This is a genomic window from Roseateles sp. L2-2, assembly GCF_050613215.1.
GTDB classification, from domain to species: domain Bacteria; phylum Pseudomonadota; class Gammaproteobacteria; order Burkholderiales; family Burkholderiaceae_C; genus Roseateles; species Roseateles noduli.
Window position 1 is genome coordinate 1,566,467 of sequence record NZ_CP192509.1, and the last position, 11,519, is coordinate 1,577,985.

The window sequence follows — 11,519 nt, forward strand, 5'->3', positions numbered from 1 at the left end:
GCTCTCACTGGGGCCGGAGTGATCCTTGGGGTTCGCGGACGCGATGCCCCATGGGTCGCGGAGAGCCCGCGCTTGGCGACGGAAGTCCAGGAGATGGCAACATGCCGCCTTCCGCTGAGAAGCGAGCCATTCCAAGAACTCCATGGACTTCCACTCTCTGCTTTCCCTGGCCGAGCTGGCCTGGCCGGTGCTGCTGAAGGGCACCGGCTATACGCTGCTGTTCGCGGTGATGGCGATGATCTTCGGCCTGCCGCTGGCGGCCGTGATCACGCTGGTGCGGGTGCTGAAGCTGCCGGTGGTGGACCGTCTGATGGCGGTCTACGTGAGCGCGATGCGCGGCACGCCGCTGCTGGTGCAGGTGTTCATCGTCTATTACGGGCTGCCGAGCATCGGCATCGAGTTCTCCCCGCTGGTGGCGGGCGTGCTGACGCTGACGTTGAACGTGGCCGCCTACATGAGCGAGACCTTGCGCGGCTCGATCGCCGCGGTGGCGCAGGGCCAGTGGCTGGCGGGCACCTCGCTGGGCTTGAGCCGTCCGCAGACCTTGCGGTTCGTGGTCGGACCGCAGGCGCTGCGCGCCGCCGTGCCCAGCCTGTCCAACAGCCTCATCTCGCTGATCAAGGACACCTCGCTGGTGTCCGTGATCGCGGTGACCGAGCTGATGCTCGCCACCAAGGAGGTCATCTCCACGACCTTCCAGCCGTTCCCGCTCTACGTGGCCGCGGCGCTGATCTACTGGGTGCTGAGCTTCGCGTTCGAGCAGGTGCAGAAGTGGATGGAGAAACGGCTCGCCTATCCGCATTGACCTGGCACCGTCGATCCCTTTGAAGGCTGCGTGACTGCCTAGACCCCGCGCGCTTCGCGCGCCCCTCACCCCTGCCCTCTCCCGCAAGCGGGAGAGGGAGTAAGAACCCGATCAAGCCGCACTGTGTCCCTGCACTGATGACCACCTCCGTCGCCGTTTCTCCCTCGCTCCTCTCCGTCCATCTGCGCCTGATCGGCATGGCCGTGTTGTGGGGCGCTTCCTGGCCCATGGGCCGCGTGCTCGCCCAGACGATGCCGCCGCTGGCCGCTGCGGCGTGCCGCTTCCTGCTCGCGGGCGCGATCCTGATGGTGTGGCTCGCGCGGACCGGCCGGCTCGCGGCGCTGCGCGACTGGGGCGCCAGGCGGTGGGCCGGCATGGCGCTGGCCGCCGGCTTCGGGGTCTTCGGGTATGCGACCTTCTTCATGAGCGGGCTGCAGCATGTGCCCGCAGGCAAGGGCGCGCTGGTGATCACGCTGAATCCGGTGATCACGCTGCTGCTGGCGGCGTGGATCTTCCACGAGCGCTTGAACAAGCGCATCGGTCTGGGCATGGCGATGGCCGCGATCGGCGCCGCCATCGTGATCACGAAGGGCGAGCCCTGGCACGTCCTCGACGGCCGCGTCGGGATCGGCGAAGTGCTGCTGCTGGGGTGTGTCGCCTGCTGGGTCGCCTACACGCTGATCGGGCGCAAGGTGATGGCCGGTGTCGACGCGCTGACGACCACGGCCGTCACGGCCGCGATCGGTGCGCTGATGCTGCTGGTGCTGACGCTGCTCGTCGACGGGACGGCAGGCGTGGCCGGCGTGCTGGCCGCGCCGCGCCATGCGTGGTGGTGCATGGCGGGGATCGTCGTCGGATCCACGGCGCTGGCCTACGCGTGGTACTTCGACGGCGTGAAGGCGCTGGGCGCCGGCGCGGCGGCCGGCTACATCACCCTGGTGCCGGTGTTCGGCGTGGTGTTCGCCGCGCTGGGGCTGGGCGAGGTCATCGACGCGTCGCTGCTCGTCGGCGGCACCCTGGCCATCGCGGGCACGGCGTTGATGAACCTCGGCCGGCGCTGATGAACCTTGGCCGCGGCGAGGCTTACTTCCGGCCTGCGCCCACCAGCACGACGCCGCCCACCGCGATGGCGGCGATGCCGGCCCACAGCGGCACGTTGACGCGCTTGGTCTCCTCGACCTTCAGCTCGATCGGACCGACCTTGGCGGCGGTGTTTTCCTTGGTGTACGAGAACCCGCCGTAGACCAGGCCCAGCACGCCCGCCACGATCAGGATCACCGCGATCAATCGAATGCCACCCATGACGTCCTCCAGTGTTTGCGATGTGATGTTGAGATGAAACGAGAGATGAAACGCCCCGGCCGTCGCCTCGCATGTCGTACGGCGTCGGGTGGCTCATTGAAGCGCTTCGCCGGGCGTACGCGCGTAGGACGGCGCCGCATCCGGATGTCGGCCTTCGTGGACGGGGGGAATCAGGCGCTGCTCGCCGGCGCGTGACACCGCCTGCGTGCGGCTGGTGGCGCGCAGCTTGTCGAGGATCGCGCGGACGTGGGTCTTGACGGTGGTGACGGAGATGGCCAGCTCCCGAGCGATGCCCTTGTTGCTCATGCCCGCGGCGATCAGATGGAGCACGGCGGTTTCGCGCTCCGTGAGCGGCGTGCGGGTCATCGCGTCGGCCAGTTGATGGGCCACCGACGGGGACAGGTGTCGTGAGCCCTGAGCCACTGCGGCGGCGGCCTCCCGCAATTCGGCGACGCCACAGCCCGGCGCGAGCAGTCCGCCCACGCCGGCCCGGAGCGCGACGCGAATCTCCCGCTCGCCTTCAGCGGACAGGAGGAGCAGCAGCCGCGCACCCGGCTGGGCGAACTGCTCCTTGGCGCGGTGGATCCAGGCCATGCCCTGGCGGTAGTCGGCGACCACGAGGCGTGCGCCGAAACCGAGGTCAGCGGCGCTCCTTCGCGGATCTCTCCGAAGGCAGGGCAGGCCGCTGAGCAGCGCGCGAATGCCGGCGTCGACGATCGGATCGTGGTGCAGCACCAGAAGATCGAGGTCGAGGCTGGCGTTCATGGACTCTCCGCAATCGCCTTTCGGCCGGTGGCTGTGCAAACCATCGACTCTATCGACCGGCGCCTTCGCCTCAGGGCCGCGATTGTGAATCCGTCGTCCATGCCGCGTGCCGCCTGCGTTCGCAATCGCGATCGACCGGATCGATTGTGAATCTGCCCTTCAGAGCGCAACGCCGCCGCGTCGATTCACCGCGGGCTCCGGCGTCCCTACGCTTCGTCCGTCGTTCATTCCCAAGGAAACCCCATGTCCGTCGTCAACCTCCCTCCCGTGAATACCGGCAGCCCGTTCTCTTCGATGAAGGGGCACCACGTCGCCGCGCGCGTGCCCAGCTTCGAAGCGGCCATCGCCTGGTACACGCAGAAGCTGGACTTCCGCGTCGTGCATCAATGGCCGTACGCGGACCAGAAGCTGGCCTACCTCGCGCCGGCCGCCGACAACGACTTCTTCATCGAGATCCTGGGCGACGGCAACCCGCCGCCGATTCCCAAGCCCATCTACGCGGACCTCGGGGACAGCCTCCGCCTGGCCGGCTATCACCACTTCTGCATCAACGTCGAGGACATGGACCTCGCGGTGGAAGAACTGCGCCGGCGCGGCGTGCAGATCGTGACCGAGCCCTTCGAGCTGCCGGTGATCGGCCGCAGGCTGGCCTTCATCGCGGACCCGTTCGGCAACCTGATCGAGCTGGCGCAGGTGGTCGCCTGAGGCGGGGTGGATGTCGGAGTTCGTCTACGCCGGCTGATCAACCGCGGTTGCCGCCGTCCAGGCGATGCCTTGCAGGAACTGGATGAGCGCGCGCAGCTTGCCGGGCATCTGGCCGCGGTTGGGGTAGTAGAGGTAAAAGGTTTCGGTCGGCTGCGTGTAGGCCTGCAGCAGCGGCACGACGTGGCCCGCGCGGAACGCCGGTGCGGCGAACTGTTCGAAGACGATGGCGAGACCTCCGCCGAGGGCGGCGGATTCAAGCGTGCAGCGCATTTCGCTGAACACCAGCCGGCCTTGCACCTCGATGGTCGAGGGCTCGCCGCCGGAGACGAAACGCCAGGCCAGGAACTGGCCGCGATTGCCGATGCGCTGGCGGATGCAATCGTGCTGGAGGAGATCCTCCGGCGTCGACGGCGTGCCGCGCGACTTCAGGTAGTCCGGCGAGCCCACCACGATCAGGCGCTGCAGCGGGCCGATGGGCACGCCGATCATGTCCTTCTGCAACGCGTGGCCCAGCCGGATGCCCGCATCGAAGCCGCCGGCGACGATGTCGCTCAGGCCGTTGTCGACCACCATGTCCAGCGTGACGTCGGGGTAGCGCTGGAGGAACTCCCGCAGGTGCGGCTGCAGCAGGGCGGCGTGCGCGACGTAAGAGGTGTTGATGCGCAACTGGCCGTGCGGCTGGCCGGAGACGTCGCCGACCTCCTGCACGGAGCGCCGGATCTGGTCGAGCGCGGGGCCCAGCGTGCCCAGCAGTTGCACGCCGGCTTCGGTGAGGGCGACGCTGCGCGTGGTCCGGTTGAACAGGCGGATGTCCAGGGACGCCTCCAGCTGCCGGATCGTGCGGGAGATCGCGGTGGTGGTGACCGCCATCTCGGTGGCGGCCCGGGTGAAGTTCATGTGCCGGGCCACGCACTCGAAGGCGATCAGCGCGGGCAGGCTGATCGCGGGACGTGGCGCCGCGGCGGGACCGGCTGGTGGCGTCATGGGGGGCGAGTATGCCCGCCGCGGCGGGCGAGAATGCGTCGATGCGCGTCCTTCGAGTCCTCGCCGTCACGCGGCGTCATCCGTCCGCGATCCTGCTGATCGTGCAACTGCTCGGGCTGGTGCTGTACCCGCTGCTGGAAGGGAGCCGGTCGGCGCCGCTGGCGCTGGGCGCCTTCGGGATCGTGGTGCTGATCTTCACGACGCGCATGGTGCGCAGCACGCCGGGGCTGACCTGGCTGAGCGTGACGATCGCGCTGCCGGCCATCGCGCTCCTGCTGCTGCAGGCGTTCTGGCACATGGAGCAGCTGCTGCCGTGGTCGTCGGCGCTGGAGGCCTTGTTCTACTTCTATGCCGCCGGGAGCCTGATCGCCTACATGATGAGCGACTGGCACGCGACGACGGACGAGCTGTATGCCGCGGGCGCGACCTTCACGCTGCTGGCGTGGGGATTCGCGCATGTGTTCGTGGTGGTGCAGGCGCTGCATCCGGGCAGCTTCGCCGCGGCGGTGGATCCGCAGTCGCCGCGGACGTGGACGGAGTTGATGTTCCTCAGCTTCGCGCTGCTGTCGAGCACCGGCATCGGCGATGTGATCCCGGTGAAGCCGCTGGCCAGGGCGATGACGACGATCGAGATGTTCGTCGGCGTCATGTACCTCGCGGCGGTCGTGTCGCGCTTGATCGGGCTGACGTTGATCCAGCATCGGAAGTTGTCCGACCTGGATTGAGGCGCTCGGGCCTCGGTACTTCGACGGCCGCTGGCCCTCACCCCCGCCCTCTCCCGCGGTGCGGGAGAGGGAGCAAGATTTGCGATCGATCAAGGTTGTCGCAGCGCCTGTGCACGCAGCGCGCGCCGCGCCGGACGCGCCCCCTAACGTCACCGCCTTTCACAACGATCAGGGAGGCGGTCATGCCGATGGAACTCTTCAACGGCGGGGGGCATCGCTGTCTGATGTTCAGCGACTTCGGGCACGGGGACGGCGTGCAGGCCAACCAGTTCCTGATCGTGGACGGCAGCACCGGCGCGGTGATCGATCCGGGCGGCAACCTGGCCTACAACGACCTGTACCTCGGCATGACGAGCTGCTTCCCGCCGCACCGGCTGTCGGCGATCCTGGCCTCGCACGCGGATCCGGACATCATCGCGTCGCTGGACCGGTGGATGACGGCGACGGCCGCGCCGGTCTACATCTCCACGATCTGGGAGCGCTTCGTCCCGCACTTCTGCAAGCCGGGCAAGACCGCCGGCCGCGTGATCGGCATCCCGGACCGCGGCACGCGCATCGCCGTCGGCGCGAGCGAGCTGGTCGCGCTGCCCGCCCACTTCATGCACTCGGAAGGCAATTTCCAGTTCTGGGACGAGGCCAGCGGGATCCTGTTCTCCGGCGATCTGGGCGTGTCCATCGGCGTCGATCCCACGCAGCCGATCGCGGAGCTCGGGCCGCACATCGCGTCGATGGCGGCCTTCCACCGGCGCTACATGGTCAGCGGCAAGGTGCTTAAGCTGTGGGCGGAGATGGTCCGGCCGCTGCCCATCCGCATGATCGTGCCGCAGCACGGCGCGCCGCTGGTCGGCGACGCGGTGCGGCAGTTCATCGATTGGGTGGGAACGATCAGCTGCGGGATCGATCTGGTCACGCAGCGCGACTACGCCATGCCCTAGTGTTTCGTCGGCGGTTCATCCCGCTTCAGCAGCTTGTCGACGCCGGTCGTGTCGGCGACGCGGATGGTCAGGTCCTTGGCCCAGTTGAGGCCCTTCCTGGCGGCATCCGCCGCCTGGTTGGCGGCGTCCGCGGTCGTGTTGCGGATCTGATCGGCGGAAGGCAGCTGCTGCTGGGTCCAGCTGGCCGCCTTCTTGGCGGCGTCGGCCGCTTGCGCGACGGTGCTCTCTGCCTGCGCGCGGACCCGATCGACCGAGGGCAGCTGCTGCTGCGTCCAGTCCGCCGTCTTGCGTGCGGCGTCCCACGCTTGCGTGGCCGCGGTGGCCGTGGTGACGCGGACCTGGTCGGCACTCGGCAGGCGCTGCTGCGTCCAGTCGGCGGTGTCGACCAGCACCGTGCGCACCTGCCCGGCGGCGGCGCCGGCGAGCGTCACGGTCTGGTTCCAGCGCTTGGTGATCTCGCCCGGCGGCGCAGTCGCGAGCAGGCGCACCACGGTGTCCAATGACGCAGTCTCCTCGGGCGTCAGCGGGCCGCCGGCTTCGAGCATGCCGCGCATGAAGACGCCGAGGTCCTTGGCGATCGCCGCATGGTTGCAATCGGGATTCAGATGGAGGAAGCCCGCGCCCTCGACGGCCATCGCTTCGAGCTCGCTCCCGCCCAGCCGCGCCTCGACGGCGGCGACGGACTGTTCGACGAAGGCGCGGTTCAAGCCCCAGTCGGCGATCAGGTGGTCGATGAGGTACTGGCGCTCGGCGGGCTCGACTTCGCCGTCGACGGCGGCCAGACGCAGTGACAGCGGCGCGATCAGGTCGAACAGCGCCAGCCCCAGCGTGTCCAGCGGCGTGTTGAGGTATTTGGGAATCTCGATGACGCGATCGCCCTTGGTCGAGCTGAGCAGCCGGTACATGCCGTAGCACGCGCCGCCGGAGGCCAGCGCGGCCAGGGCGACCCAGCCGATCGGCGTGGCCGACGCGCCCAGCAGCGAGGCCACCATCCCCGTCTTGGCCACGGCCGCGCCGGCGCCCGCAGCGCCGAGGACATCCCACACCTCGCGACCGCGGTTGATCATGCGCAGCGACGCGTAGGCGGCCTCGCCGATGGCGAGCTTGGCCTTGAAGCGCAAGGGATCGGCGACGACCTGGTCGACGCCCTTCAACTCGGGCGGGGACAGCAGCAGGGGCGCGGGGGCAGGCATGGCGGGGGACTCCAGTCGGATAGGGGGAGTCTAGCGAAGTGCCATGACCCCTCTCCGACGGAGCCCCTGGAGGCTCACGGCCTCACTTCTTCACGTAGGCGTCGATCGCCTTGCGCGCCAGGAAGGACTGGTCGCTGAACAGGCCGTCCATGCCGAGCTTGAGGAAGGCCTCGATCTGGCCGGCGAGGTTGCCGATCGCCGTCGGATCGGCGCTGCTGTCGAAGTCGTCGGGCAGGAAGACGTTCTCCGCGCGGAAGGTCCAGCCGTGCACGATGAGGCCGGCGGCATGCGCGTCCTTCACCAGCGTGGTCGGCGTGCCGAGGCGGCCGGCGACCAGCGGGATCATCAGGTTGGTGTTGGCGCCTATGCCTTGCGCGTAGCTGGAGATCTCGGCCAGGCCGGCCGGCTTGACCAGGTCCGCGTAGGTGCGCGGGTCGCCGCTCGCCGTGAAGTCGTAGGGCTGGCCCGAGCCGTTGATCAGCTGCACCAGCGGCACGCGCGTCATGCGGTTCAGCTTGCGCAGGTTGCCGACCTCGAAGGACTGGATGAAGACCGCCGAGTCCGGGCTGCGGTAGCCGTACTTGTTGAGCGTGCGCACCAGCGGCTCCTCCAGCGGCTTGCCGATGCCGGCGAAGTAGGTCGGGTGCTTGGTCTCCGGATAGACGCCGATCGGCTTGACCTTGGCGCCGTGATGGCCGTGACCGCGACCGTCCCTGCCGTCCTTGGCGTCCTTGGCGTCCTTCTCCGCCTCTTCCTTGCGGCGCTCGTTGGCCTGCGCCACAAGCTGCAGCACCTCCTCGAAGGTGGGCACCTCGAACATGTCGTTGAAGCGCGTGTTGCCCGGACGGATCTGTGGGATGCGCTCGCGGGCGCGCAGCGTCTTCAGCTCGGCCAGCGTGAAGTCCTCGGTGAACCAGCCGGTGATGGCGACACCGTCGATGGACTTCGTCGCCTTGCGGGCCGCGAACTCGGGACGCTCGGCGACATCGGTCGTGGCTTCGCGCACCGAACCGTCGGCGTTCAGGATCGCGATGGCGTTCTCGTGGCGCGCCACCAGCACGCCGTCCTTCGTCAGCACGAGGTCGGGTTCGACGTAATCGGCGCCTTGCTCGATCGCCAGCCATTAGGCGAGCGTGTGCTCAGGGACATAGCCGCTGGCGCCGCGGTGCGCGATCAGCAGCGGTTCCTTCGCGCGCGGCGGCTGTTGGCCGCCGTGGGCGCAGGCAGCCGTCACCAGCGAGGCGGCGACGAGGGTGGAGAGGGCAGTGGTGCGAAGCAGCTTCATCGGGTGTCTCCTTCGGAAGGTGTCCGAAGGGTAGGGCCCGCTGGATGAAGTTTTGATGATGACCCTGGTGGGGGCAGGTCCCCTGAAACAGGTCTTACATGCCGCCGGCCAGGGGCAGCACCTCATCGCCCTCGGCGGCGCGGCAATCCGCGGGGAGCGGCTCCCAGCCTCGGCGGACGACCACCGTCGAGCCGGTGGCGCAGAACTCGACGCGTTGCGCGTCGGGCACGAGCCGGTGGGTGAATGCTTCGAGTGCCGCCGGCGTCGAGACCTGCAGGCGCATCGCGTAGAGGTCGTCGATGGGGTGATCGTCGCTGTGGACCAGCGGGACGAACTGGGCGGCGAACATGATCGTGTGCGACGGCACGACGACCGGCGCGGGGTCGTAGCCGAGGGTCTTCAGCCACTGCTGCGCCTGTTGGCGCGTCGGTGTCCCGTCCGCCGTCACCGCAGCCGCCGCTGTGCTGTCGCCACGCGGCGCCCAGGCGAAGCCCATCAGCTCCGCCACCCATTGGTTGCAGTTCTGGTAACGCGTGCTGAAGGCGTAGGCGGTGGCGCTGTACCGCGACGACAGCAGCGCGAGCGAGCGCCGGTTGTCCAGCGCGCTGGCGGCGAGCCGCGCGCCTTCGCGCTCGGGCAGCGTGACGATTGAGAGCCGGATCGGCTCGGTGCGTCCGGCGCTCAGCAGGAAGCCGGCGAGGCCCTGGTCGTAGAGCTTCGCCTGCGATTCGTCGCAGGCGTAGTAGAGCTGCCGCACCGACCACGGGCTGTTGCGGCTGTCCTTCAGCGCGATGCCGCTGTGGGAGTACTGCAGCTGGAAGCGGCTCAGGTCGGTGCCGGAGCGCGACACCAGCGCGGCGGAGGCGCCGCTCGCTTCCAGCGCCCGGCGCGCGATGGCGACGACCTGCAGCTGGCGGTCCTGTTCGGTGGCGCTGATCTCGTTGCCGCGGTCGCAGAAGGTAGCGGCCTGAGCGGTCGACGCCGCGCCGAGCGCCACAAGCGCCGAGAACGTGGAGAACGTCGAGAACGACGCGAGGGCCTTCAACGCGACATGGGCCCGCTTGCTGGGCCCCGTCGGACTCACAGCGTCACCGGATGCGATTCGAGTTCGCGGTGCCAGTCGTCGTGCAGCGCAAGCAGGAAGGCCTGCTTGTTTTCCGCCCGGGCGAACTCGTAGCCGTAGTCGCGCTTCTGCGCCAGCACGTGGTCGCCGACGCGCAGCGGCTGGCCGGCGATGGCCTGCTTGGGCACGTAGAGGAAGAACTCGGTCCCGCCTTCGGCGCGGACCGGCTGCAGGCGCAGGCGCTGGGTGTCGGCGCGGCCGGCGGCGTCCTCGACGGCGAGGACCTTGTACTCGCCCTCGGCGACCTTGCGGTCCTTGCTGGAGCTGTCGCTGGACTGGCCGATCGAGTCGGACAGCTGGCGCGACGACACCGAACCGGCGCTGGACGCGGAGGTCGCGATGCTGTCGGCGTGCGCCGGCAGCGCGGCGAAGCCCATCAGCGCGGCGATCGCGCCGACGCTGGAAACGAAAGAGAAACGGGAGGAGAGGGAAGAACTGTGGCGCATAAAACCGTCCATGTGCAGGTCAGCCCGGCCGCGGAACAGCGGCCGGACGGGGCAAGCATAGGGGATCCGAGGATCTGATCAGGTGTCGGGGTGTGCGCAGGCCGCGAAGGCATTGCGTAGGCCCTCGATCTGATCGTTCATCACCTTCTGATTGACCGGCTTCTCCAACTCGTAGTCGGCGTGAACTCGGCGGTTACGCTGTGCCAGCATCAAACGGCCTAGCGCCCGAGAGCGTTCCGCGATCTCTTCATCCCACGAGGGGTCCGGATGCCTGAGGTAATCGATCAGCCACAGATGAACGCTTCCATATGTCGGTGGCTGTGGGCAGTTGGGAAGCAGCCTGATCCAGGCCAAGCATCGGTGGTACGCAGCGTAGTACGCGCGGGACACTGCGGATCGGCGCCGGGCCTCCGATGTGAATCCGTTGGCAAGCGCTTCCGCGTCCTTGAGGAGTTCGTTGACAGAGATGGCCTTCATGGTGGGTTACTCCTCGTTCCCGTTGTCATCGTGTCCGTCGAGAACTGGGTGCGGGCAAGCACTCCAGTCCCTGGGCTGACAGGGATGGATAGACCCGAACTCCACCAGGAATCCGCCGCTGCGGCTGTTGCAACGCACGGCGGCCATGCGGAACTCGTCCGCGAGCTCGTAGGTGCGATCGTGGTCGGTATCGACACTCAACGTCACGCGCAAGAAGTGGAAGCCGTCCTCGGCTCGGCAGTGGTTGATGTCCACGGGCCCGCGGCACAAGCGCACCGAGTTTTTCGCCAGCACGCCGATAGCCAGCCTGACGTCGAGGTAGGCATCGACGCATGTCTCCCTGTTCTCTTCGAACAGCCGGCAGAGCAGCGCCCGGACCTCTTCCCAATCGATGTGCCTGAGGACAGGGGCGGGGATCCGGCCAACCACATACGGGTTGGTCCTTTCCGGGTACCGCAGCAGGTGGAGCAGCGCGTCCACCCCTTCAGTCCATGTGGGCTCCGGGGTCTCCGGCTGCAACGCCGTCGTCACTTCGACGGGCGTCTCCTCCCAGGTGTCCAAGTCCTTCAACACTGCACTCATCTCGCTCATCCTTTCGATCTGCGAAGTCATCGCCAATGACCAGCAGTTTCGACAGGCGGCGCGATGAAATCACTCCCTCGGAAGAGCGCTTCGATGGGGGATACACCTGTGAGTAGGTCATTCCCCCGACGAATGCAGATTGTTGGGATGGGTGTTCGCGGGGTCAGGCGTTGCCTGACCCGCTTGTCTCAC

General features: G+C 68.2%; 15 protein-coding genes. 5 read left to right on the forward strand and 10 right to left on the reverse strand.

Features of this window, described 5'->3' with window-relative positions; all coding sequences use genetic code 11:
- Positions 1-142: 142 nt before the first annotated feature.
- Both ACQZ13_RS07175 and ACQZ13_RS07180 read left to right on the forward strand, forming a co-directional pair.
- On the forward strand, positions 143-805 hold the full coding sequence (locus tag ACQZ13_RS07175) for an amino acid ABC transporter permease (RefSeq protein ID WP_431050553.1): 663 nt from the start codon (positions 143-145) through the stop codon (positions 803-805).
- A 137-nt stretch (positions 806-942) separates the two neighbouring features.
- A complete protein-coding gene (locus ACQZ13_RS07180; protein WP_431050555.1) occupies positions 943-1,866 on the forward strand; it encodes a DMT family transporter in 924 nt (307 codons plus the stop codon).
- 22 nt (positions 1,867-1,888) lie between these two features.
- On the opposite strand, the gene ACQZ13_RS07185 is transcribed toward ACQZ13_RS07180, so the two are convergent.
- Positions 1,889-2,107 carry a hypothetical protein gene (locus ACQZ13_RS07185; RefSeq protein ID WP_088409127.1) on the reverse strand — a complete coding sequence of 73 codons (219 nt, stop codon included), beginning with the start codon at positions 2,105-2,107 and terminating at the stop codon, positions 1,889-1,891.
- Positions 2,108-2,200: 93 nt separating this feature from the next.
- Complete coding sequence (locus ACQZ13_RS07190; RefSeq protein ID WP_431050558.1) at positions 2,201-2,872, reverse strand: response regulator transcription factor; 672 nt, start codon at positions 2,870-2,872, stop codon at positions 2,201-2,203.
- Between the two features lie 243 nt (positions 2,873-3,115).
- On the opposite strand from ACQZ13_RS07190, the gene ACQZ13_RS07195 reads away from it, so the two are divergent.
- On the forward strand, positions 3,116-3,577 hold the full coding sequence (locus ACQZ13_RS07195) for a VOC family protein (RefSeq protein WP_431050560.1): 462 nt from the start codon (positions 3,116-3,118) through the stop codon (positions 3,575-3,577).
- A gap of 24 nt (positions 3,578-3,601) precedes the next feature.
- Here the strand turns inward: ACQZ13_RS07195 and ACQZ13_RS07200 are convergent, their stop codons facing one another.
- Positions 3,602-4,561 (reverse strand): LysR family transcriptional regulator, encoded by a 960-nt coding sequence (locus tag ACQZ13_RS07200; protein WP_431050562.1) that lies wholly within the window; start codon positions 4,559-4,561, stop codon positions 3,602-3,604.
- A gap of 41 nt (positions 4,562-4,602) precedes the next feature.
- Between ACQZ13_RS07200 and ACQZ13_RS07205 the strand changes: the two genes are divergently transcribed.
- On the forward strand, positions 4,603-5,286 hold the full coding sequence (locus ACQZ13_RS07205; RefSeq protein WP_431050564.1) for an ion channel: 684 nt from the start codon (positions 4,603-4,605) through the stop codon (positions 5,284-5,286).
- A 182-nt stretch (positions 5,287-5,468) separates the two neighbouring features.
- Positions 5,469-6,221: an MBL fold metallo-hydrolase gene (locus ACQZ13_RS07210; RefSeq protein WP_431050566.1), complete on the forward strand. Its 753-nt coding sequence runs from the start codon at positions 5,469-5,471 to the stop codon at positions 6,219-6,221.
- Here ACQZ13_RS07210 and ACQZ13_RS07215 read toward each other — a convergent pair.
- The 7 genes from ACQZ13_RS07215 to ACQZ13_RS07245 form a co-directional block, all read right to left on the reverse strand.
- Entirely contained in the window at positions 6,218-7,414 is a 1,197-nt protein-coding gene (locus ACQZ13_RS07215) for a hypothetical protein (RefSeq protein WP_431050568.1), read from the reverse strand. The two genes, ACQZ13_RS07210 and ACQZ13_RS07215, sit on opposite strands and share 4 nt — an antisense overlap.
- 82 nt (positions 7,415-7,496) lie before the next feature.
- Positions 7,497-8,534, reverse strand: a complete 1,038-nt coding sequence (locus tag ACQZ13_RS07220; protein WP_431053157.1) for a glycerophosphodiester phosphodiesterase — start codon at positions 8,532-8,534, stop codon at positions 7,497-7,499.
- Positions 8,535-8,537: 3 nt separating this feature from the next.
- On the reverse strand, positions 8,538-8,699 hold the full coding sequence (locus ACQZ13_RS07225) for a hypothetical protein (protein ID WP_431050570.1): 162 nt from the start codon (positions 8,697-8,699) through the stop codon (positions 8,538-8,540).
- Between the two features lie 94 nt (positions 8,700-8,793).
- Positions 8,794-9,744 carry a DUF2145 domain-containing protein gene (locus ACQZ13_RS07230; RefSeq protein WP_431050572.1) on the reverse strand — a complete coding sequence of 317 codons (951 nt, stop codon included), beginning with the start codon at positions 9,742-9,744 and terminating at the stop codon, positions 8,794-8,796.
- A gap of 35 nt (positions 9,745-9,779) precedes the next feature.
- Positions 9,780-10,268 carry a hypothetical protein gene (locus ACQZ13_RS07235; protein ID WP_431050574.1) on the reverse strand — a complete coding sequence of 163 codons (489 nt, stop codon included), beginning with the start codon at positions 10,266-10,268 and terminating at the stop codon, positions 9,780-9,782.
- Positions 10,269-10,346: 78 nt separating this feature from the next.
- Positions 10,347-10,745 (reverse strand): hypothetical protein, encoded by a 399-nt coding sequence (locus ACQZ13_RS07240; RefSeq protein ID WP_431050576.1) that lies wholly within the window; start codon positions 10,743-10,745, stop codon positions 10,347-10,349.
- A gap of 6 nt (positions 10,746-10,751) precedes the next feature.
- Positions 10,752-11,327, reverse strand: coding sequence for a hypothetical protein (locus ACQZ13_RS07245; protein WP_431050578.1), 576 nt, complete (start codon positions 11,325-11,327; stop codon positions 10,752-10,754).
- Positions 11,328-11,519: the final 192 nt, after the last annotated feature.

Coding starts and splice junctions, on each gene's coding strand:
- ACQZ13_RS07210 (WP_431050566.1), top strand. CDS start 5,469: ATGCCGATGGAACTCTTCAACGGCGGGGGGCATCGCTGTCTGATGTTC.
- ACQZ13_RS07240 (WP_431050576.1), bottom strand. CDS start 10,745: ATGAAGGCCATCTCTGTCAACGAACTCCTCAAGGACGCGGAAGCGCTT.
- ACQZ13_RS07180 (WP_431050555.1), top strand. CDS start 943: ATGACCACCTCCGTCGCCGTTTCTCCCTCGCTCCTCTCCGTCCATCTG.
- ACQZ13_RS07215 (WP_431050568.1), bottom strand. CDS start 7,414: ATGCCTGCCCCCGCGCCCCTGCTGCTGTCCCCGCCCGAGTTGAAGGGC.
- ACQZ13_RS07235 (WP_431050574.1), bottom strand. CDS start 10,268: ATGCGCCACAGTTCTTCCCTCTCCTCCCGTTTCTCTTTCGTTTCCAGC.
- ACQZ13_RS07175 (WP_431050553.1), top strand. CDS start 143: ATGGACTTCCACTCTCTGCTTTCCCTGGCCGAGCTGGCCTGGCCGGTG.
- ACQZ13_RS07245 (WP_431050578.1), bottom strand. CDS start 11,327: ATGAGTGCAGTGTTGAAGGACTTGGACACCTGGGAGGAGACGCCCGTC.
- ACQZ13_RS07185 (WP_088409127.1), bottom strand. CDS start 2,107: ATGGGTGGCATTCGATTGATCGCGGTGATCCTGATCGTGGCGGGCGTG.
- ACQZ13_RS07205 (WP_431050564.1), top strand. CDS start 4,603: ATGCGCGTCCTTCGAGTCCTCGCCGTCACGCGGCGTCATCCGTCCGCG.
- ACQZ13_RS07190 (WP_431050558.1), bottom strand. CDS start 2,872: ATGAACGCCAGCCTCGACCTCGATCTTCTGGTGCTGCACCACGATCCG.
- ACQZ13_RS07225 (WP_431050570.1), bottom strand. CDS start 8,699: ATGAAGCTGCTTCGCACCACTGCCCTCTCCACCCTCGTCGCCGCCTCG.
- ACQZ13_RS07200 (WP_431050562.1), bottom strand. CDS start 4,561: ATGACGCCACCAGCCGGTCCCGCCGCGGCGCCACGTCCCGCGATCAGC.
- ACQZ13_RS07195 (WP_431050560.1), top strand. CDS start 3,116: ATGTCCGTCGTCAACCTCCCTCCCGTGAATACCGGCAGCCCGTTCTCT.